Here is a 20779-nt window from a genome sequence, read left to right as displayed (position 1 = left end):
TCCCAGGAAGTGTCGGCCCACTTCAAGGTACCGGGGAGACAGCCCGGCGTCACGGTGATAATCAGATGGCATGGATCACGGCATATGCCGGAGACGCGCGCTCAGACATCGGGGCGCCCCCGTGGAGGCGCTCGCCCGTGTCCTCACACCGCCCTCACCGTCAGTCGCCGGGCTCCGGACCCGCGTCCGTGGCAACGTAGCCGATCACGCCGCGCAGCTTCTCCACGCTGATCGCCCCACGCCGCAGGAGCCTGGGCACCGCCGTGGTCAGATCGAGGATCGTCGAGGGGATGTCGCTCTCGCACGGCCCGGCGTCGAGATAGACCGACACCGAGTCGCCGAGCTGCTTCTCCGCGTCGGCGGCGGTGGTCGCCGCGGGGGCACCCGAACGGTTGGCGCTGGAGACGGCGAGCGGGCCGGTCTCCTTGAGCAGGTCGAGGGCGACCGCGTGCAGCGGCATCCGGATCGCGACGGTGCCCTTGGCGTCGCCGAGATCCCACGACAGCGACCGGTTCGCCCGGCAGATCAGCGTGAGCGGTCCCGGCCAGAAGGAGTCGATGAGATCCTGGCCGTACGGACCGAGGTTCTCCACCAGGGCGTTCGCGGCCCGGACGGTCCCGACCAGCACGGGAACCGGCATGTCACGGCCGCGTCCCTTCGCGTCAAGCAGGGCGGTGACCGCGGCGGGCGTGAAGGCGTCGGCGCCGACACCGTAGACGGTGTCGGTCGGGAGCACCACGAGCTCCCCCCGCTGGAGGGCGGACGCGGCCTCCAGGAGGCCCGTGGCTCGCTGGGTGGCATCCATACAGTCAAAACGTCGGCTCACGGCGTGCATCCTATTCCTGGCCGAATCGAGCGGTGACGAAGCGGTCCCTGCGAGTCAGGTCCTGGCGGCTGCGAACGTCGCGCCAGCCGTTCTCCTCAGAGAAGATCAGATAGACCGGAGTGCCCTGCTGGTCGGCGTGTTCCACGGCGACGAACCCGCCGGGGCGCAGCAGCCGCCTCGCGGTCCGCTCCACCGCCCTGACCTCGTCGAGGCCGTCGCTGCCCGATCCGTACAGCGCGCGGTGCGGGTCGTAGTCGCGGACCTCGGGGTCACGGGGGATCGCGCCCGGCGGGATGTAGGGCGGGTTGGAGATCACCAGGTCCACCTGGCCGTTCAGCTCCGAGAGGGCGTCGGCCAGGTCCTCGGGGTGCAGGTGGACACGGCCCTGGCCGTGTTCGATGATGTTGCGTTTCGCCCAGGTGTACGCGCCGGGATCGACCTCGACCGCGTGCACGGTGGCGAGCGCGACCTCCTGGGCGATGGACAGCGCGATCGCGGCCGAACCGGTGCCGAGATCCACGACCACGGGCGAGGCGACGTCCATCTCCCGCAGCCGATCGATCGCCCAGCCCACCACGACCTCGGTCTCCGGGCGCGGCACGAACACGCCCGGCCCGACCTCCAGGGACAGGTAGCGGAAGTAGGCCCGCCCGGTGATGTGCTGGAGCGGCTCGCGGGACTCCCTGCGGGCGACGCCCTCCCAGAACAGGGCGTCGAAGTCGGAGTCCTTCACCATGTGCAGCTCACTGCGGCGTACGCCGTGCACACACGCGGCGATCTCCTCGGCGTCGGTGCGCGGCGACGGCACACCTGCCTCGGCGAGCCGGGCGGTGGCGAGGGCGATCTCGTCCAGCAGAAAGGTCATGGGCGCGTTCTATGAATGGGCGGCGAGCTTCTCCGCCATCTCGGCGTCGAGCAGGGACTGGATGACGGCCGTGAGATCCCCGTCGAGCACCTGGTCGAGGTTGTAGGCCTTGAAACCGACGCGATGATCGGAGATGCGGTTCTCGGGGAAGTTGTAGGTGCGGATGCGCTCGGAGCGGTCGACCGTGCGGATCTGGGACTTGCGCTCGGCCATGGCGGCGGCGTTCGCCTCCTCCTCGGCGATCGCCTGCAGGCGTGCCCGCAGGATGCGCATCGCCGACTCCTTGTTCTGGAGCTGGCTCTTCTCGTTCTGGCAGGAGGCGACGACACCCGTCGGCACGTGGGTGATCCGCACGGCCGAGTCGGTGGTGTTGACACTCTGCCCGCCGGGTCCGCTGGAGCGGTAGACGTCGATACGGAGATCGTTCGGGTCGATCTGGACGTCGACATCCTCGGCCTCCGGGTAGACGAGCACGCCGGCGGCGCTGGTGTGGATGCGCCCCTGCGACTCGGTGACCGGGACCCGCTGGACGCGGTGCACGCCGCCCTCGAACTTGAGCCTCGACCAGACGCCCTCGTCGCCCCTCGCCTTCAGGGCGATCGTGACGTCCTTGTAACCGCCGAGGTCGGAGTGGGTGGCGTCGATCAGCTCGGTCTTCCAGCCGATCCGCTCGGCGTACCGCAGATACATCCGCAGGAGGTCTCCGGCGAACAGGGCGGACTCCTCGCCACCCTCGCCCGCCTTGATCTCCATGATGATGTCCTTGTCATCGTTGGGATCGCGCGGGACGAGCAGGTGCCTGAGCTTCTCCTCCAGCTCGGGAATCCGGGCCTCCAGCTCCTTCGCCTCCTCGGCGAACCCCTCGTCCTCCGAGGCGAGCTCCCTCGCCGTGCCGAGGTCGGACTGGACGCCCTCAAGCTCGCGGTAGGTGGCGATGATCGGGGTCAGCTCGGCGTAGCGCCTGCCGAAGGTGCGCGCCTGCTTCTGGTCGGCGTGCACGGAGGGGTCGGCGAGCTTGAGTTCCAGCTCGGCGTACTCACTGAGCAGCTCGTCGAGATTCACCGTGCGTCCTTCCTTGAAAGCCCTTGTCAGCCTGCCTCATCACCACGAACGCCGACCCGGGCACCCCGCGAAGGGGGTTATCCGAGCCGGCGCCGAGATGAGAGCTACTGGCCCGCGGGCTTCTTGCCGAAGCGCTTCTCGAAGCGCGCCACCCGGCCGCCGGTGTCCAGGATCTTCTGCTTGCCCGTGTAGAAGGGGTGGCAGGCGGAGCACACGTCGGCGTGGATCACGCCGTTCTTGGCGGTGCTGCGGGTGGTGAAGGAGTTACCACAGGTGCAGGTCACCTGCGTGGCGTGGTACTCCGGGTGGATGTCGGGCTTCATGTTGCCTTTTCCTCTCCAAAACGCGGTCGCCGGGTCGCCACTGTCTCTCGCCTGTGGGGCTTGCGCGCTGAGCACACCGAGGTGCGCGCGGGCGGGAACCGGAACCGCTACGGTTCGGCTACCAGTGTGCCAGATCCTCCAACCATCCCAGGCCACAAGACATTCCCCGCCCCCGTGACCTGCCTCTCCAGGCCGCTCACGGCCCCCGCCTGTCGCGATATCCGCGCGGAGGCCGCGCCAGGCGGGCGTCCGCGAGGAAACCGGGTGCTCCAGGCTGTCACCGTCCCAGGTACGCCAGCACGGCGAGGACACGGCGGTGATCGTCGGCGGCGGGCTCCAGACCGAGTTTGCAGAAGATGCTGGAGATGTGCTTCTCCACGGCGCCCTCGGTGACGAGCATCCGTCCGGCGACCGCGGTGTTGGAGCGCCCCTCCGCCATCAACGCCAGGACCTCGCTCTCCCTCGCGGTCAGGGACTCCAGGGGATCGCCCCTGCGCTGGCGGCTCAGGAGCTGTCCGATCACCTCGGGGTCGATGACCGTCCCACCGGCCGCCACCCGGCGTACGGCGTCGAGGAACTCGGCCACGTCGGCTATCCGCTCCTTGAGCAGGTAGCCGACCGCCGCGGCGCCGCCGCCGATGAGTTCGGTGGCGTACTGCTCCTCGACGTACTGCGACAGAACGAGAATCGGCAGCCCCGGCCGCCTGGACCTCGCCTCCAGTGCGGCGCGCAGCCCTTCGTCGGTATGGGTCGGCGGCATCCGCACGTCGACGACGGCGAGGTCCGGGTCGTGCTCGTCGACCACCGCCACCAGCCCGGGGCCGTCGCCGGCCACCCCCACGGTCTCGATGCCCCCGTCCGCCAGGAGCCTCGCCAGTCCCTCACGCAACAGCACCGAGTCCTCGGCGATCACCACCCGCATGGGTCCCACGTTCTCACCATTCGCAGGGCAACTCCGCCCTGATCATCGTGGGACCGCCCAGCGGGCTGTCGACGCTCAGGGTGCCGTCGATGGTCGCGGCCCGGTCCGCCAGCCCGGCGAGGCCGCTGCCCGGCCGCGGCACGGCGGCGCCGACCCCGTTGTCGTAGACCTCGACGATCACCCGCTGCCCCTCGCGGCTCACCCGGACGAACGCCTCGGTGGCCTCGGAGTGCTTGGCGAGATTGCTCAGGCACTCGGCCACGACGAAGTAGGCGATGCTCTCCACCGCGGGCGGCGGCCGGTGGGAGACCTCCACCGACAGGTCCACCCGTACGGGCGCGCGGGCGGCGAGCGACGACAGGGCCGCACTCAGCCCCCTGTCGGTGAGGATCGCCGGGTGGATGCCCCTGGCGAGGTCACGCAGCTCGGCGATGGCGGCCTTGGTGCCCCGGTGCGCCTGGGCGAGGAGCTCCCTCGCGGCGTCGGGGTCGGAGTCCAGCTTGGCCTGGGCCCGGCCCAGGTCCATCGCCACGGACAGCAGCCGCTGCTGGGCGCCGTCGTGCAGGTCCCGTTCGATCCGGCGCCGCTCGGCCTCCGCCGCGTCCACCCCGCGGGCCCTGCTGGCCCTCAGGTGGGCGGCGCGGGCCGCCAGCCGGTTCTTCTCACTCGTCCCCAGCAGGGCGACGCCGAACAGGACGTGCAGCCAGGCCATGCCCCGGGTCGCGTACAGGGCGGCGAGGAGGAAGCAGGCCCCGATCAACGCGCACAGCAGCACCCTCGGCCCGCTGTCGACCGGCAGCCCGCCGATGGGTGTCATCGGCTGCCCGGCCAGCAGCAGGGGCAGTGGCGCGAACGTCAGGCCCAGCCCGAGGACCCACAGGACCGCCGTGACGGTGAACTCCGCGATCCCGACCGGCAGCAGCAACAACAGGTAGAGCAGGTCCTTCCAGGTCGCGGGGTCGACGAACATGTCCTTCCAGCGCAGGAACAGGTTGTCGCCCTCGGAGGGCCGGTAGGGGCTGGGGATGTCGACGCCGAAGGCCAGGCGCAGGAGGTGGCGCTCCAGCATCGCGGCGCCCCGCCAGGCGAGCATGGTCAGGGCGAGCAGCGGCAGCCCGATCCACACGAGCACCATCACCAGGGAGGCCGGGATCACGGACGCGAGGAACGCGAAGCAGGCGAGACCGTAGAACACGCTCACCAGCAGGTAGGGGACGGCCCGCCAGGTCATCGGGTCGACGAGCATGCCCAGGGGACCGTTCGGCCCGAGCGGGACACGCCATCTGAGCGGCGTCCTGACCGGGGTCGTGCCTCCCAGCGTCTCGGCCGTCATGCGCCTCCTCTGCCCCCGGTGCCCACCCTCGTCATCTGTGTCCCCGCCGCCCCCGCCGTTCCCGACGTTCCCGCTGTCCCCGGCGTCTCCCCGCGCCCGCCCGCCCCGGTGCGCCGCCCTCCTCGCGTGCCGTCCACACTCGCGACCGTCCCGGGCACGAGAGCCACGGGAAAAAGGGGTCCTGAAGTAGGGATATCCCGAAGTACCGGGTCACACAAGGGCTTTGGAAAACGTGAACGCCCCGGCCGGAGGGGCCGGGGCGTTCGACGTACGGCGGACGATCAGTCGCGGTCGGAGCTGACCGTCGTCTTCTGCACCTGGAGCAGGAACTCCGCGTTGGACTTGGTCTCCCTCATCTTCTCCAGGAGAAGCTCAAGGGCCTGCTGCATGTCCAGGGCGTGCAGCACGCGGCGGAGCTTCCAGATGATCTGGAGCTCGTCCTTACCCATGAGGATCTCCTCCTTACGGGTGCCGGACGCGTCGACGTCCACCGCGGGGAAGATCCGCTTGTCGGCGAGCTGCCGGTTGAGCTTGAGCTCCAGGTTGCCGGTGCCCTTGAACTCCTCGAAGATGACCTCGTCCATCTTGGAGCCGGTCTCGACCAGCGCGGTGGCGAGGATCGTCAGCGAGCCGCCGTTCTCGATGTTGCGGGCGGCACCGAAGAAGCGCTTCGGCGGGTAGAGCGCGGTGGAGTCGACACCACCGGACAGGATGCGGCCGGAGGCCGGGGCCGCCAGGTTGTAGGCGCGGCCCAGACGGGTGATCGAGTCGAGCAGCACGACCACGTCGTGGCCGAGCTCCACCAGGCGCTTGGCGCGCTCGATGGCCAGCTCGGCGACCGTGGTGTGGTCCTCGGCGGGGCGGTCGAAGGTCGAGTGGATCACCTCGCCCTTCACCGACCGCTGCATGTCGGTGACCTCTTCCGGACGCTCGTCGACGAGGACGACCATGAGGTGGCACTCGGGGTTGTTGCGGGTGATCGCGTTGGCGATCGACTGGAGCACCATCGTCTTGCCCGCCTTGGGCGGGGAGACGATGAGACCGCGCTGGCCCTTGCCGATCGGCGCCACCATGTCGATGATCCTGGTGGTCAGGATGTTCGGCTCGGTCTCCAGACGCAGGCGCTCCTGCGGGTAGAGGGGGACGAGCTTGTTGAAGTCGGGCCGCTGCCGCGCCTGCTCCGGGTCCATGCCGTTGACCGTGTCGAGACGGACGAGCGCGTTGAACTTCTCCCTGCGCTCACCGTCGCGGGGCTGGCGGACGGCGCCGGTGACGACGTCACCCTTGCGCAGGCCGTTGCGACGGATCTGGGCCAGCGAGACGTAGACGTCGTTGGAGCCCGGCAGGTAACCGCTCGTCCGCACGAACGCGTAGTTGTCGAGGATGTCCAGGATTCCGGCGATCGGGATGAGGACGTCGTCGTCGCCGACCACGGGCTCGTTGCTGTCGAACCGCTCGCGGCCACGGCGGTTGCGCTCGCGGAACCGGCCGCGGCGGCCACGGCGGTCGTCGTCGTCGCCCACGCCGTGCTGGTCGTTGCGGTCCTGCGGGCCTCGGTTCTGCGGGCCCCTGTCACCACGGTCGCCTCGCTCGCCCCTGTCACCACGATCGCCGCGGTCGTTGGTCCGCTCACCGCGGTCACCGCGGTCGTTGAGACGGTCTCCGCGGTCGTTGGCCCGCTCGCCACGGTCGTTGGCCCGCTCGCCACGGCTCTGGCCGGTGTCGGTGGCGCGCTGGTCGGGGCGGCCGTCGGTCCGGTTGTCGGGGCGGGTGTCGCCACGCTCGCCACGCTCGCGGCGCTCGCTGTTGCGGCCACGGCGCTCGCCGCGCTCGCGACGGCTCTCGCGCTCGCCACGGCCCTCGGCCGGGGTGGTCTCGATGGTCTGCTGCTCCACGACGGGCTCGGGCGCGACGACGGCGGCCACGGGCTCGGGGGTGGGGGCGGAGGGCGCCTGCTCCACGACGGGCTCGGCGGCCACGACGGGACGGGACCGTTCCCTGCGGGTGCGCGCCGGACGCTCGGCGACCGGCTCGGCCACGACGGCGGGGGCGGCCACGGCAGGTGTCTCCTTGACGGCGGCGGGAGCCTGGGCGCTCTCGGTGGAGACGCCCTGCTTCTCCTGAATGGCCGCGATCAGCTGGCTCTTGCGCATCCGCCCGGTCCCGCTGATGCCGAGCCCGGAGGCCATGGCCTGCAGCTCAGGCAGCACCATGGCGGAAAGGCCGGTGCCGGAGCGACGGCGCGGCTTGGCCGCGGGGCGGGTGGGGGTGTCGCCGGACGCCGGCGCCGTGCCGGTGACGTCGGAGAGGAGTTCGGTGGTGTCGCTCACTAATGGGTCCTTCCCAGGGGTCGGGCGTGGCCATGATCAGCCAATCGTCCCGGTGGTGCGATCGACCCGGTGGGACAGACCGGGTCGGGTTGCACGTTGCGATCCTCGACGGCCCATCGAGAGCCGCCGCCACTGTCGGAGAAGGGCGGATCCAGGCCGTCACCATCGAGAATCGCCGACGGTGGGACTTGGAGGACACCCCCCGGATTGCTACCGGCAACCAGATGTCGAGGTGGTTCGAACGCGCATGCCCCCCTAAACGCCGCTTCTCAATGCCCCTACCGAAATACGGGGCATTCGGAGGCAACGGATTCGGGGAGGCCACTGCGGCGCCCATGTCTCACCAGGTGAGACATGGCACAGCGATGTGTGGCTGACAAGCACGCACCCAACGCGGGGCACCTGGTGCGGCTATCAGCCTAACATCACCAGCGCACACAGCTATTCCCTGAGGGTCGAAGAGGTGTCAGCGTGTCTCGAGAGAAACAACGCGGGCTCCTCTGGTTTCGACGTCCAGTGGCTGGATGTGCCAGTCATTACCCACTTCCGGTGCGATCAAATCCTGCGTATTCACCGTTGAAAACGCAAGAACCGTGGGCCCCGCTCCCGAGACGACAGCGGCGACCCCCGCCTCGCGCAGCCGTCGCACCAGATCGGCGGTCCGCGGCATGGCGGGTGCGCGGTAATCCTGGTGGAGACGGTCCTGCGTGGCGGCGAGCAGCAACTCGGGCTCGGGTCTGGCGGTCAGCGCCGCGACCAGCAGCGCGGCCCTTCCCGCGTTCGCGGCGGCGTCGGCGTGCGGGACGTCCTTGGGCAGCAGCCCGCGGGCGACCTCGGTGGACAGCCGGTGCGCGGGGACGAGGACCACGGGCCTGACGGCCTCGTGGGGCGGCAGCCGCACCAGGTGCGGCACGCCCCCGGCGTCCGTCCACGCCACGGTGAACCCGCCGGCCAGGCACGGCGCCACGTTGTCGGGATGCCCTTCGATCTCGGTGGCCAGCGCGAAGACGGCGTCGTCGGTCAGCTCGGGCGGCCCCTCCGGCGACCGATCCCCGCCACGGTCGTCTCGCGCGTACGGGGTGGCGGCGAGGGCGCGGGCGGCGAGGATTCCGGCGCAGATCGCCGCGGACGAGGAGCCGAGGCCACGGGCGTGCGGGATCCGGTTGAGACAGCGCAGCCGGATGCCACGCGGCCGTGGGAGACCCATCGCGTCAAAGGTCGCGCGCATCGTGGTGACGATGAGGTGCCCCTCGCCCAGGTCGAGCTCCGCGGCCCCCTCGCCCTCGACCACGATGTCGACGCTTCGGGAGTCCGGCCCGCCCTGGGGATCGAACAGCTCCGCCTCGATCTCGTCGTGAAGGTCGAGAGCGAGCCCCAGCGTGTCGAATCCGGGCCCCAGATTGGCCGACGTCGCGGGGACGTGGACGGTCACCTTCGCCGTGCCGCCGGTCATCGGGGTCCTCGGGGGGCCGTGAGGGGCACGTCGCTTCTCCTGAGGTTCACGTGATGTTCACTGGGCGAGCTTGAGGTCCGGCTAGGCGAGTTCGAGGGCGGTGGCCGCCGCGTGCGCGTCGATCGGGATCGTCACCGGCGTCGGGGCGCCCGAGATGGCCCAGTCGGGGTCCTTGAGGCCGTTTCCGGTCACCGTGCACACGATGCGCTGTCCCGGTTCGACCAGGCCCTGCCCGTGGGCCTGGAGGAGGCCCGCCACGCTGGCGGCGGAGGCGAGCTCGACGAACACGCCCTCCTCCTGGGCGAGCAGCTTGTACGCGGCGGCGATCTGACGGTCGGTGACGGACTGGATCACACCGCCCGACTCGTCGCGGGCGGCCTCGGCGAGCTGCCACGAGGCGGGGTTGCCGATGCGGATCGCGGTCGCGATCGTGTGCGGGTGGGTCACCGGCGCGCCGTTGACGATCGGCGCGGCGCCGCTGGCCTGGAAGCCGAACATCCGCGGCGTCCTCGTCGCGACGCCGTCCCCGGCGTACTCGGTGTAGCCCATCCAGTACGCCGAGATGTTGCCCGCGTTGCCGACCGGGATGCAGTGGATGTCGGGGGCGTCCCCGAGCGCGTCGACGATCTCGAAGGCGGCGGTCTTCTGGCCCTGGAGCCGGAACGGGTTCACCGAGTTGACCAGGGCGATCGGGTAGTTCTCCGACAGCTTCCTGGTCATCTCCAGGCAGTCGTCGAAGGACCCCTCGACCTGGAGCAGCCTCGCCCCGTGGACCAGAGCCTGGGCCAGCTTGCCCATCGCGATCTTGCCTCGGGGCACCAGCACGGCGCAGGTCAGGCCCGCCCGGACCGCGTAGGCGGCGGCGGAGGCGCTGGTGTTGCCGGTCGAGGCGCAGATGACCGCCTTCGCCCCGTCCTCGACGGCCTTGCTGATCGCCATGGTCATGCCACGGTCCTTGAAGCTTCCGGTCGGGTTGAGGCCCTCGACCTTCAGATAGACCTCGCAGCCGGTCAGCGCCGACACCCGGTTCGCCGGGACGAGCGGGGTGCCGCCCTCCAGAAGCGTGACAACGGGCGTCGCCGTGGTCACCGGAAGTCGGTCACGGTACTCCTCGATGAGGCCACGCCACGCCCTGGTCATGATTGCTCCTCACCGCGCACGGCCGATCCGTGCGCGTGCTACCTGCGGTATTGGGAAACGAGTCTACGGGCAACGCGCTCGGCTCCGGGATGCGATGTCCACCAAATGGACAAGCCAGGCGTCTCCCCAGGGAACTCTAAGGATCAGCCGATATGGTCTGCGAGCCTTGACAGGGCTTGACAGACGGGGAATCAGACAAGGGGTGCCACATCATGACGGGCGGCACGGCGGCGGACCTGCCGCCGATCCGGCACAACGACTACTCACCCCTGGACCCGCCCGCGCTCGGCGCGTGGGATCCGGAACTCCCGGTGAGCGTGATCATTCCGGCCCACGGCGGGCAGCACAGGCTCGACCTCGCCCTCGCCGCCCTGGCCGCGCAGACCTACCCCGATCACCTCATGGAGGTGATCGTGGTCGACGACGGCAGCGACCCGCCGCTGCGGCTGCCGGAGATCGCTCCGAGTGGCGCCAGGATCGTGACCACCGGCTCCTCGGGCTGGGGGATCGCCCACGCGGTGAACACCGGTGCCGCCCTCGCGGAGGGGCGGATCATCCAGCGCCTCGACGCCGACATGGTCGTCTGCCGCGAGCACATCGAGGCTCTGGCCCGCTGGCACCACCTGGCCGGCTACCTGGTCACGATCGGTGCGAAGAAGTTCGTCGAGGAGCCGGCGCTCACGGCCGCGCGGGTCCACGAGGGCGTGCGCGCGGGCTCGCTCGCGTCCCTCTTCGACCTGTCGGCCGCCCTGCCCAGCTCCACCGAGCAGACGATCTCCCGCACCGACGGCCTGCGTGCCAGCCGCAACCCCTACCACGTGTGCACGGGGCCGACGGTGTCGATGCGGCGCGAGATCTTCCAGGCCGTGGGCGGGGTCGACCCCGGGGTGCTGCGGGGTGAGGACACCGAGTTCGCCTACCGGCTGGCCGCGCACGGGGTGGTCTTCGTCCCCGACATGGCCGCCCAGGCCGTCCACCTGGGGCTTCCCGCCCAGCGGCGCGACCCGGGGCGGGCGGTGCGGGTCGTCGCCCCCTACCTGGCCCATCGGGTGCCGCTCCGCCGCGACCTGCGCAAGGACCGGGGCCGTCACTGGCTGGTCCCGTACGTGGAGGTGGTGCTGCGCGCCGACGGGCCTTGGGAGAAGGTGCGCGAGGCGGTGGGCGCGGCGCTCGACGGGTCGCTCGGCGACGTGATCGTCACCCTGGTCGCCCCGTGGTCGAAACTGTCCGGGGAGCGTCGCCCCGTGCTGGACGATCCCCTGTTCGACCTGCGGTTGCTGCGCGAGCACTTCGCCCACGACGAGCGGATACGCTTCGCCGACGAGATCTCCGCGACCCCCGCCCCGATCGCGTTCCGCTACACGGGCCCGGTCTCGGTGCCGCTGGGACGCGAGACGCTGGAGCGGATGATCCGCGTGATGCAGGACGACCGTTCCGGCATGCTCGTCGCCGATCTCGGCGACGACGGCGAGGCGAGGCTGGAGCGGACCGAGGCGCTGGGCCGGGCGAGGCTGCTGGGCGCGGACGACGTCGCCGCGTCGATCGAGGCCACCCACGGCGTACGGCGCGGCGGCCGGTCGGAGTTCTGGCCCGCCTCCCCGATCCCCGCTCCTCCGCCCGCCCAGGTTCCGGCCACGTCCGAGAGCCCGGCCCCGGATCGGGGGCGGGAACCCGCGAGATCCGTGGCGGAGCGGGCTCCCGGGCAGGAACGGCACCAGGAGGGAAGTCGCCGGGAGGGGCGTGGCTCCCTCCTCGGCAGGCTCCGCACCGCGCTCAGGAGCTGAGCGCGGCGCAGGCCCCCGGGGGCGTCTCCTGAACGCGGAGCTCCGCGTTCAGGAGACGAGCGGCGGCCGAGATGCGGTCATGTCGTCAGCGACGGCGGGTGATGACCCGTTTCACGGAGGACAGCAGCCCGTACTGGACGACCTTCCTGGCCGCCGCCAGCTCCTTGCGCAGGGTGCCGACCTCGCGGCGCAGTTCGACGGTGCTCCTGCGCCAGCGACCCGCCTCGTCGCGCCACTTGACCACCTGTTCACGGAGCCGTTCCGCCTCTTTGGCGAGGCGCGCCACCTCGGCCTCCGCCTCGCTCCTGACCCGGTAGGCGCTGCGGCGGCCGGTGAGGGCACGGGCCTCCGGCGCGAACCCGTAGGTCTCGGCGTCCACCCAGATCACGCCGAAGGTGTCGTCCACGGCGGCGTCGAGATCCTCCCCCTCCCTCGACACGATCGCGGCGCGCGCGAACGCGGCGGCACGTTCCAGCCGCGCCGCGACGACCCCCCGCCCCGAACCCGTGCCGTCGGTGCCGTCAGCGCTGCCGGCGCCGGCACCGTCCTCCTCGGCCAGCAGTACCGAGACCAGGCCGTATCCCTCGTCCACGGCCAGGTCGAGCAGGCGGGCCAGGGTGTCCTCGCCCGGTACCCACCCCGCGGGCAGCCGGAGACGGTACGGAACCGCCCGGGCGGGACCTGGCGAGGCCCCCGGCCGGTCACGGGGAGCCTCGGAGGTCTCGGCGGTCTCGGCGGTCTCGGCGGTCTCGGAGGTCTCGGCGGTCTCGGCGGCGAAGCGGACCCTGGGTTCGTGGGCGTAGTGGCCGCGGATCAGCACCAGGTCCAGGTCGGGGTCTCTCAGGGGGGCGCGCCCCTCGACGCCGACGCGGTCCCACGGCCCGGTGAGGGTGACCGCGACGTCGGGCACGGTGCCCGCCAGCACGGCGTCGACGGTGGCGCGGACCTCGTCGTAGGCGTACTTCCCGGGACCTCCTGTTCCGCCCGGCTCGACGACCACCTCGACGTACGGCACCTTCCACTGTCTGGCCGGGTGGGAACGGAGCCAGCGGTAGGACGGGATCCGGTCGGCCACGAAGGCGTGGCTGACCCGGTCGATCGGCGCCTTGTCGCGCATGCGCATGGTCGGGCCCAGGTGAAAGGCGCGCGACAGCGGCTCGGGGACGAAGACGGCGCCCGCCTGGGCGAGCCGGTAGCCCATCTCGGTGTCCTGGCCGAGGATCAGGTCGGTGTCCATCGGCCCGGCGGCGGCGAGCAGCGCGGCGTTGACCGAGGTCGCGCCGCCGACGTGCATGCTGAACGCGCGGTGCGGGTTGGCGGTGAGGCCGTCGGTGCGCTCGACGAGGTCGACCAGCCAGGCGTGCGGCTCGGCGGGCTCGAAGAGTTCGGCCAGGTCGTCGGCGGCGGCGACCACCTCGGGGGCCGGCAGCGCCGCCGGGGTGAAGCGCAGGTATCCGGTGACCACGAGGTACGGGGCGGCGTGGTGCCAGCGCATGTGCGCCTCGACCGACCTGCGGTCCAGGACGACGTCGGAGTCGAGCCAGTGGATCACGTCGCCGGTGGCGGCCGACAGCCCGGCGTTCCTGGCGTGGGCGCGGCCGGGGACGGGGCAGACGATCAGGCGGGTGTTCTCGGGACACAGCGCGGGCAGCCGCAACGGCGGGCTGCTGCCGTTGTCGACCACGATCACCTCGGTCAGGGCCGCGGGGTAGGTCTGGGTGGCCAGCCCGGCGAGCGCGAGGTCGAGTTTCTCCTGGTCACCGTAGGCGGGAACGACGACGCTGACCCGGAGCGAGGGTGCCAGGGAGCCCAGGGCGGCCGGCGTGAGGCTCCGGTAGTCGTTACCGGTGATCCGTGCCGTCATGGCGCTTCCAGGGCCGGGGTCCGGCGAGGACCGCGTCCCGGGTTCGGGGCGACACAGGGGAGCCGGTGTCGAGGGGGCCTCGGGACCGGGTGTCGGGGCGGGTGATCCGGGCCGCCGGCGCGGTGGGCGCTCACTCGCGGGAGGCCCGCCGGGGTGGCCGGAGAGGGCGGGGAGGGGGAGGTCGGCTGCGCGGGCACGAGCGAAGGATAGCGAGGCAGGAAGATCCCTTCTCACCACACTTCCCACTTGACATTGAGGATCACTGCTAAAGGCTCACAGCTGTCACACAGGTCACAGGAACCTTCGAATTTCTTATTTGTCGACGTATTTGCACTTGAAGAGCCGATAACCTCATTTACCACTGACAAGGACAGGTAAAGATTACAGAGCGGCACGGAAGGTAAGCGCGGATGTCCACACCCCGAAAACTGACGCTTCTGGCGGCGACACTCGGCCCGGTGTTCCTGATCGCGCTGACGCTGCTCGCGAGCTTCGAGATCATCTCGGTCACCGCGGCCATCGTGCTCGGCGCGATCGCGACGGTGCTCGCCGTCCAGGTGTTCGCGGTCGCGACCGTACGCAGGGTCGACGGAAAAGCCCAGCGGATCGACGCCCGGGTCAAGCGCTACGAGACGGAACTCGCCACGGTCAAGGCGGCCACCCAGCGGCTCGACCGGCGGCTGGACGAGATCGTCGAGTTGCTCAAGAAGCACGAGCACAAGCGCGACGAGGATCTGCAGGCGATCCTGGTCTCCCTGGGAGAGGACCGGCTGGCCTCCGTACCCCGGCATCAGGAAATCGAGGAGATGGTTCACGACCTGCTGCCGCGCCTGGCCGCGGTGGAGGCGAGAACCGCACGGGGCGCGTGGGAGAAAGCGGAGGGAAAGGCGTGACCGGGACTGGTTTCGCCACCCCCGACACCGCTTCCCCCACCTCTCCCGCCCACCCGAGCGACGACCGGACCGCCGTCCCGCGCGCCGCGGTGAGGCACAACGACTACGGCTCCCTGCTCCCGCCGGACCTGGGCACGTGGGAGCCCCGGCTCAGGGTGAGCGTGGTGATCCCCGCGCACGACTGCCAGGAGGCCCTGGACCGCACGCTCGCCGGGCTGGCCGCGCAGACCTACCCCGCGCACCTCATGGAGGTGGTCGTGGTCGACGACGGCAGCGACCCGCAGATGCGCGTCCCCGAGATCACCCCGGCCAACACCAGGCTCGTCCAGGTGCCCGAGGGCCGCTGGGGCCGGGGCTGGGCCCGCCAGACCGGCGCCACCGCCGCCGCGGGCGACATCCTGCACTGGGTCGACTCCGACATGGTCCTCGACACCGAGCACGTCGAGGCGCACATGCGCTGGCACCATCTCCTCCCCTACGCCGTCGTGATGGGCGACGTCCGCTTCACCCCCGGCGGGATCGGCCCCTCGGCCGACGAGGTCTTCTCGGCCGTGAACGCCCGGGACGCGGAGAAGCTGTTCGACGAGTCCACGCCGCACGAGTGGCGGGCCGGGGTGCTGGAGGAGACCCGGTGGCTGCGGGACGCGGGCACCGGGGCCTACCGGCTCCACTCCGGCGCCACCACCTCGGTCCCCCTGACGCTGCTGCGCTCGGTCGGCGGCGTGAACACCACCCTGAACATGGCCGAGGACACCGATCTCGGCTTCCGTCTCGCGCAGGCGGGCGCGGTCTTCATCCCCGACCCGCGGGCCCGCGGCTGGCATCTCGGACCGTCCACGGTCATGATCCGGGAGAAGGAGGTGCACCGGCACAACTGGTCGGTGCTGCCCGATCTCATTCCCGACCTGCGCTGGCTGCGCACCCACCCGCGCAGGACCTGGCTGGTGCCGTACGTGCACGTCGTCGTCGACGCCCGCGACGCCTCCTACGAGGACGTGCGGGCGAGCGTGGACTCCGCGCTCGCGGGCACCCTCGTCGACGTCGCCGTCACCGTGGTCGGGCCGTGGACGGACCTCCCCACCGGGCGCCGCCCCTCCCTCGACGAGCCACTGCTCGACCTGCGCCTGGTGCGCAACCTGTACGCCCACGAGCCACGCGTCTCCTTCACCGAGGAGGCGCCCGCCGACTCCGCTCCCGCGCCGTTCAGGCTCACCCTGCCCGCCGGATGGGCGCTCGGCGCGGAAAGCCTGGCCGAACTGGTCGAGCTCGCCGAACGCGAGGAGTACGGGCTGCTGAGCGTGGCACTCGACGAGGGGCCCTCCGGGGTGAGGTCGGCCAGGTTCGAACGCACCGCCGCCTTCGCCAGGGCCGCGCTGGTGAGCGGCGACGGACGCCGGAGCCTCGGCAGTGATCCCGACGGTGACATCGACGGTGACATCGACAGTGACATCGACAGTGACATTGACGGGGTCGTCCACGAGCTGTTCGGCTCACTCTGGGTGGGCGCCGCCGAGGTCGGCGTGACGACCGCGGGCGAGGCGGAGCCCGTCGCCGGGGACACCGCGAGGTGGCGGGCCGACTCCGCGCGCCGGAAGCGTGAGGCGGAGAGCCTGAGGAGCGAGGTGAAGAGCCTCCGCGCCGAGACCGAACGGCTGCGGGCGAAGAACGCGCGCCTGGAGGACGAGCTGCGGCGCGGGCCACTCAAAAAGATCATCTCAACGGCCAGGCTGCGGGGGAAGACCGGCTGATGTCCCTTCTGATCGATCTGGTCCGCGCCGCCAGGGAACGCGCCGGCAAGCGACGCGTCCTCGTCTACTGCGCGGGCCTCGAAACGCTCGGCGAGCTGGAGGCGTACGGGGCGATGGACCTCGACGGCGACCTCGACGGCCTCCCGCGCGCCGAGGAGGGCGCCGCGGAGATCCTGGTGCTCGCCCGCACCGCGACCGACGTCCGCAGGGCCGCGAGCCTGCAGTCGCTGCTCGCCATGGCCCCCCGGGTCGTCGTCGCCGTACTGGAGACGCCGCACTGGTACACCGCGCCGGTGCTGTCCCCGACCCCGGCCCACCGCTGGCGCGCGCTCGTGGAGCTCCGCGTCCACCAGCCGAAACAGCCCGCCTGGGTGGTCGAGGCGGGCTTCTCCAAACCGGTGCCCGCCGGGCGGACGCTCGCCGCGACCGCGCGGGCGTTCGGCGGACACCGGATGGACGCCGTCGCCGGCCCCGTCGGCGCGCTGGCGGGCCCGGGAGCGGCCCACTGGCGCCCCGGCGACCCGAACGCGGCCCCCGCGCCCCTCACTGGCCCCGTTCCCGACAGGTTCGGCGCCCGCGGCGCCGACCTGGTCGTGCGCACGGTCGGCGAGGAGCCGCCGCCCTGGTCCGGCGTCGAGACCACCGGCGAGACCACGGTGGACCGCCCGGTCGCCGAGCTGATGACCTGGGAGAGACTCGGCCGCCCCGGCGGCGGCAAGATCCTGGAGAACGGCATCGGCGACCTGTCGGAGCCCTGGACCATTCCCCCGGTCGACAGCCGCTCGGTCAACCCCATGAACTTCGTCACCGTGCCGACCCTCGGCACGGCCGACCTGTCCTCCGAGTCCGGGCGCTGGACGATCACCTGCGATGGCGGGACGCTCACCTCCTTCGACGCCTCCGGCCGCGTCACGGACGTGGACGTCAGCCGGATCAGGCAGGTCAGGTGCGTACGGGTGGACTGGCGGCACAGCCACACCGGCCCTGCCGCCGCACTGCGGGTCGTCACCGGACTGGCCGCGGCCGGGGTTCCCCTGATCTGTGAGACCGTGCCGCGCTGGGCGGGCGCCCTCGGCCCCGAGCTGGCCAGACTGATCACCTCGGTCGACGAGCCCGCGCTCAAGGACGACCTGGAGCGCGAGGAGCACAGCATCCGGTTGCGCCGCGAGGCGCTGCGCCTGCACGGGGTCCGCGCCCGATGGGAGCAGCTGGGCGCCCCCGTGGCGCCCGCGGCGACGGTCTCGGTGCTGCTCGTCACCCGCCGTCCGGAGATGGTGGGCTTCGCGCTGAGGCAACTGTCCAGGCAGCGCGGCGCCACGTTCGAGGTGATCCTCGCCCTGCACGGCGTCCCCGCGACGCATCCGGGCGTCGCCGAGGCCCTCGCGTCCTTCGAACGGCCGATCACCGTGGTCGAGGCCGACCAGCAGACCGTGTTCGGAACCGTGCTGAACCAGGCTGCGGCGAGGGCGTCGGGGTCGTTCCTGCTGAAGATGGACGACGACGACTGGTACGGGCCCGACTTCATCTCCGACCTGCTGCTCGCCCACTCCTACTCGGGAGCCCAGGTCGTGGGCATGGTCCCCGAGTTCGTCTATCTCGCCTCGATCGGGGTGACCGTCCACCGCGAGCAGATCACCGAGCAGATCACGAACTTCATCGCCGGAGGAACCATCTTCTCCGAACGCTCCGCGTTCGAGGCCGTGGGCGGCTTCCGTCCCCTGCCGGGAACGATCGACGCCCAGTTCCAGCACGCCGTGCAGGCCGCGGGCGGACAGATCTACCGCACTCAGGGACTGGGTTACATCCTGCGGCGCGGCAACGTCGCCAACCACACCTGGCGCGAGCCGATCGGCACGTTCCTGCGGCGCAACAAGCGCCAGTGGCGCGGCTTCCGGCCCAGCGCGCTCATGGAACTCTCCACGGAGACGCCGTGAGCACGCCGCCCCCCTCCGACGCACGGCGTGTCCCCGGCACGCCGTACCCGACACCGACACCAGCTCCGGCTCCGGCTCCGGCTCCGGCCACGGAAGGCGCTGCGGGCACGTCGCGGGCCCTCGCCGGCGACGCCGTCGCCACGCCCCGGATTCCGGGCAACGACTACGGGGTGCTGCCCGCACCCGCGCCCGGCACGTGGGAGCCGCGCCTGCCGGTGAGCGTGGTGATCCCCGCCAGGGGACGGCAGGACAGGCTCGACCTCACGCTGGCCGCGCTCGCCGCCCAGACCTACCCCTCCCACCTCCTTGAGGTGATCGTCGTGGACGACGGCAGCGCGCCCCCGCTCCGGCTCCCCGAGATCGCCCCCGAACACACCCGGCTCGTCGGCAACGCCTCGGGGCGCCGGGGCATCGCCTGGGCCCTGGAGACCGGCGTGGCCGTCGCGGACGGCGAGGTGATCCACCGGATGGACGCCGACATCGTCTCCTACCGGGAGCACGTCGAGGCGCACATGCGCTGGCACCATCTGGCCGGCTACCTGGTGGTGACGGGGACACTGCGCTTCACCGCCATGGCCGGCACCCCGCCCACCCCGGCCGAGGTCCAGATCGCCGTCGCCAAGGACAGGGCCGACTCCCTCTTCGAGGAGGATCCCGAGCACGGGCACGACTGGATCGGCGAGCTCGTCGCCGCCCACCGCGACTTCCGCGACGCGCCCAGCTCGCTCCTGCACCGCGTCCACGTGGGCGCGACGGTCTCGCTGCCCGCCGCCCTGCTGAGGGAGGCGGGAGGGCTGGACACCTCCCTCACCCTCGGCGAGGACACCGAGCTGGGTTACCGGCTCACCCAGACGGGCGCGGTGTTCGTCCCCGACGCCGAGGCGCTGAGCTGGCACCTGGGTACGACGACGGCGATGCGCAGGCCCGCGGACGTCAGGCGGCACAACGACCCGTTCATCGCCGACCGGATCCCGTACCGGCGCCACCTGCGCACCGACGCGGGCAGGCAGTGGCTGGTGCCCTACGTCGACGTCGTGGTGGACGCCGAGGGCGCCTCCTTCGAGGACGTCAGGGCGAGCGTCGACGGGGCGCTGGCCAGCACCCTGCCCGACGTGCGCGTCACCCTCACCGGGCCGTGGGGGTCGCTCACCGGCGAACGCCCGGCCCCGCTGGACGACCCGCTGCTCGACCTGCGGCTGCTGCGCGGCCAGTACGCCCACGACGGCCGCGTCTCCTTCGCCGAGCACGTCCCCGCGACCTCCGCGCCCGCACCGTTCCGCCTGCTCTGCCCTGCCGGATGGGTGCCGGGGGCGGACTCGCTGGCCACGCTGATCGAGCGGGCGGAGAAGGAGGACGAGGGCCTGCTGCTCGTGGCGCTGGACGAGGACGAGTCGGGGGTCCTCGCCGCCCGCCTGGAGCGGACCTCCGCCGTCGCGAGGGCGATGCGCGTGGCCCGCGAGGGCGAGCGGCTCGACGACGTGATCGCCGACCTGCACGGGGCGACCTGGCTGGACGCGGAGTCGTGGAAGCTGCGGCCCGCGGCCCAGGCCTACCCCTACTGGGCCGTCAACCGCAACAGGGAGGCCGCGCGCTGGAAGGCCGCGGCCGAGTCGCGGGCGAAGGAGGCCGAGCGGGCCAAGCGGCAGGTCGCCGCCCTCAAGGCCGAACTGAAGGAGTTGCGCTCCAAGGCCGCCAAGGGCAGCCGGGACACCCTCAGGTGGAAGGAGAAGGCCGAGCAGCGCCGCCTGGAGGCCGTCGCCCTGCGCCAGGCCCAGCAGCGCTCCCTGCTCTCCCGCGCCGCCCGCCGCCTCCGCAGGCTCACCGAGGGTCCCTGACGTCCCACCGTCTCGCCGAGGCTGGCCGCCGCCGAGGACACCCGGATGTCTCCGGGCGGTCTCGGCCGCGTTCACTCCCACACGGGCAGGGGGCGTTGACGCGCTCCCCTGCCTGAAGGCCGGGGATTCAGCCCGCGCCGCGCGTTCACGCGGCACCTCTGAGGCTTCCTGCTTCGTCGACCTGAGCCACCGCGAGCGGTGGTCTTACCGGGCCTCCACAGTCGTTTAGCGTCTCCGCCCGTCCGGCGGCGACTCGAACACATTACCGCATCGCCCCTGATCTGACGGCGAAACCGCTCAGGTCAGGGCACGCTCGCACCCTAGCGGGCACTCCCACGCGGGCCTTCACCTCCGGCCTGAAGGCCGGAGCACTAGGGCGTGTTTTAGAAGTCGGTGATGTGCCTGGTTGGCCGTCCGGGGAAGTGGCGGGCGGCCAACCAGACGGTGAGGTCGCGGGCGATGTCGTT

15 protein-coding genes are annotated in these 20779 nt (G+C 71.6%); 5 read left to right on the top strand and 10 right to left on the bottom strand.

Annotation, left to right across the window (positions count from 1 at the left end; all coding sequences use genetic code 11):
• Positions 1–160 precede the first annotated feature (160 nt).
• The 9 genes from AB0B90_RS25315 to thrC form a co-directional block, all read right to left on the bottom strand.
• The gene (locus AB0B90_RS25315; RefSeq protein ID WP_350948557.1) at positions 161–826 is read right to left on the bottom strand and encodes an L-threonylcarbamoyladenylate synthase; all 666 of its coding nucleotides are present in this window, start codon (positions 824–826) and stop codon (positions 161–163) included.
• A 10-nt stretch (positions 827–836) separates the two neighbouring features.
• Complete coding sequence (prmC, locus tag AB0B90_RS25310) at positions 837–1691, bottom strand: peptide chain release factor N(5)-glutamine methyltransferase (RefSeq protein ID WP_350948556.1); 855 nt, start codon at positions 1689–1691, stop codon at positions 837–839.
• 9 nt (positions 1692–1700) lie between these two features.
• Positions 1701–2753, bottom strand: coding sequence for a peptide chain release factor 1 (gene prfA / locus AB0B90_RS25305; protein WP_350948555.1), 1053 nt, complete (start codon positions 2751–2753; stop codon positions 1701–1703).
• 104 nt (positions 2754–2857) lie between these two features.
• Positions 2858–3076, bottom strand: a complete 219-nt coding sequence (rpmE, locus tag AB0B90_RS25300; RefSeq protein WP_350948554.1) for a 50S ribosomal protein L31 — start codon at positions 3074–3076, stop codon at positions 2858–2860.
• A 277-nt stretch (positions 3077–3353) separates the two neighbouring features.
• Entirely contained in the window at positions 3354–3998 is a 645-nt protein-coding gene (locus AB0B90_RS25295) for a response regulator transcription factor (RefSeq protein WP_350948603.1), read from the bottom strand.
• 13 nt (positions 3999–4011) lie between these two features.
• Positions 4012–5331, bottom strand: coding sequence for a sensor domain-containing protein (locus AB0B90_RS25290; protein ID WP_350948553.1), 1320 nt, complete (start codon positions 5329–5331; stop codon positions 4012–4014).
• A 281-nt stretch (positions 5332–5612) separates the two neighbouring features.
• On the bottom strand, positions 5613–7661 hold the full coding sequence (gene rho / locus AB0B90_RS25285) for a transcription termination factor Rho (protein ID WP_362925100.1): 2049 nt from the start codon (positions 7659–7661) through the stop codon (positions 5613–5615).
• A gap of 466 nt (positions 7662–8127) precedes the next feature.
• Positions 8128–9114, bottom strand: coding sequence for a homoserine kinase (locus AB0B90_RS25280; RefSeq protein ID WP_350948551.1), 987 nt, complete (start codon positions 9112–9114; stop codon positions 8128–8130).
• Positions 9115–9195: 81 nt separating this feature from the next.
• Positions 9196–10254 carry a threonine synthase gene (gene thrC / locus AB0B90_RS25275; RefSeq protein WP_350948550.1) on the bottom strand — a complete coding sequence of 353 codons (1059 nt, stop codon included), beginning with the start codon at positions 10252–10254 and terminating at the stop codon, positions 9196–9198.
• A gap of 212 nt (positions 10255–10466) precedes the next feature.
• Between thrC and AB0B90_RS25270 the strand changes: the two genes are divergently transcribed.
• Positions 10467–12038: a glycosyltransferase gene (locus AB0B90_RS25270; protein ID WP_350948549.1), complete on the top strand. Its 1572-nt coding sequence runs from the start codon at positions 10467–10469 to the stop codon at positions 12036–12038.
• An 85-nt stretch (positions 12039–12123) separates the two neighbouring features.
• Here AB0B90_RS25270 and AB0B90_RS25265 read toward each other — a convergent pair whose 3' ends face one another.
• On the bottom strand, positions 12124–13902 hold the full coding sequence (locus AB0B90_RS25265; RefSeq protein ID WP_350948548.1) for a glycosyltransferase: 1779 nt from the start codon (positions 13900–13902) through the stop codon (positions 12124–12126).
• Positions 13903–14312: 410 nt separating this feature from the next.
• Here AB0B90_RS25265 and AB0B90_RS25260 point away from each other — a divergent pair, with 410 nt between their 5' ends.
• From AB0B90_RS25260 to AB0B90_RS25245, 4 genes are read left to right on the top strand one after another with little or no spacing between them, the layout of a single operon-like run.
• Entirely contained in the window at positions 14313–14795 is a 483-nt protein-coding gene (locus tag AB0B90_RS25260; protein ID WP_350948547.1) for a hypothetical protein, read from the top strand.
• Entirely contained in the window at positions 14792–16543 is a 1752-nt protein-coding gene (locus tag AB0B90_RS25255; protein WP_362925097.1) for a glycosyltransferase, read from the top strand. The genes AB0B90_RS25260 and AB0B90_RS25255 overlap by 4 nt, the downstream gene beginning before the upstream one ends.
• Positions 16543–18477 (top strand): glycosyltransferase, encoded by a 1935-nt coding sequence (locus AB0B90_RS25250; RefSeq protein WP_362925095.1) that lies wholly within the window; start codon positions 16543–16545, stop codon positions 18475–18477. Before AB0B90_RS25255 ends, AB0B90_RS25250 begins: the two co-directional genes overlap by 1 nt.
• On the top strand, positions 18474–20312 hold the full coding sequence (locus tag AB0B90_RS25245; protein WP_362925093.1) for a glycosyltransferase: 1839 nt from the start codon (positions 18474–18476) through the stop codon (positions 20310–20312). Before AB0B90_RS25250 ends, AB0B90_RS25245 begins: the two co-directional genes overlap by 4 nt.
• Positions 20313–20779 lie beyond the last annotated feature (467 nt).

It is taken from the genome of Streptosporangium sp. NPDC049078, from assembly GCF_040648855.1.
Taxonomy (GTDB): Bacteria; Actinomycetota; Actinomycetes; order Streptosporangiales; family Streptosporangiaceae; genus Streptosporangium.
Note: the sequence above shows the minus strand (reverse complement) of the source record. Positions and strands in the feature narration are given on the sequence as shown.

Excerpts from the sequence above, each read along its gene's own strand:
- AB0B90_RS25290 (WP_350948553.1), bottom strand. The coding sequence starts at position 5,331 with ATGACGGCCGAGACGCTGGGAGGCACGACCCCGGTCAGGACGCCGCTC.
- AB0B90_RS25265 (WP_350948548.1), bottom strand. The coding sequence starts at position 13,902 with ATGACGGCACGGATCACCGGTAACGACTACCGGAGCCTCACGCCGGCC.
- AB0B90_RS25270 (WP_350948549.1), top strand. The coding sequence starts at position 10,467 with ATGACGGGCGGCACGGCGGCGGACCTGCCGCCGATCCGGCACAACGAC.
- AB0B90_RS25280 (WP_350948551.1), bottom strand. The coding sequence starts at position 9,114 with ATGACCGGCGGCACGGCGAAGGTGACCGTCCACGTCCCCGCGACGTCG.
- AB0B90_RS25250 (WP_362925095.1), top strand. The coding sequence starts at position 16,543 with ATGTCCCTTCTGATCGATCTGGTCCGCGCCGCCAGGGAACGCGCCGGC.
- thrC (WP_350948550.1), bottom strand. The coding sequence starts at position 10,254 with ATGACCAGGGCGTGGCGTGGCCTCATCGAGGAGTACCGTGACCGACTT.
- prmC (WP_350948556.1), bottom strand. The coding sequence starts at position 1,691 with ATGACCTTTCTGCTGGACGAGATCGCCCTCGCCACCGCCCGGCTCGCC.
- AB0B90_RS25260 (WP_350948547.1), top strand. The coding sequence starts at position 14,313 with ATGTCCACACCCCGAAAACTGACGCTTCTGGCGGCGACACTCGGCCCG.
- AB0B90_RS25295 (WP_350948603.1), bottom strand. The coding sequence starts at position 3,998 with ATGCGGGTGGTGATCGCCGAGGACTCGGTGCTGTTGCGTGAGGGACTG.
- rpmE (WP_350948554.1), bottom strand. The coding sequence starts at position 3,076 with ATGAAGCCCGACATCCACCCGGAGTACCACGCCACGCAGGTGACCTGC.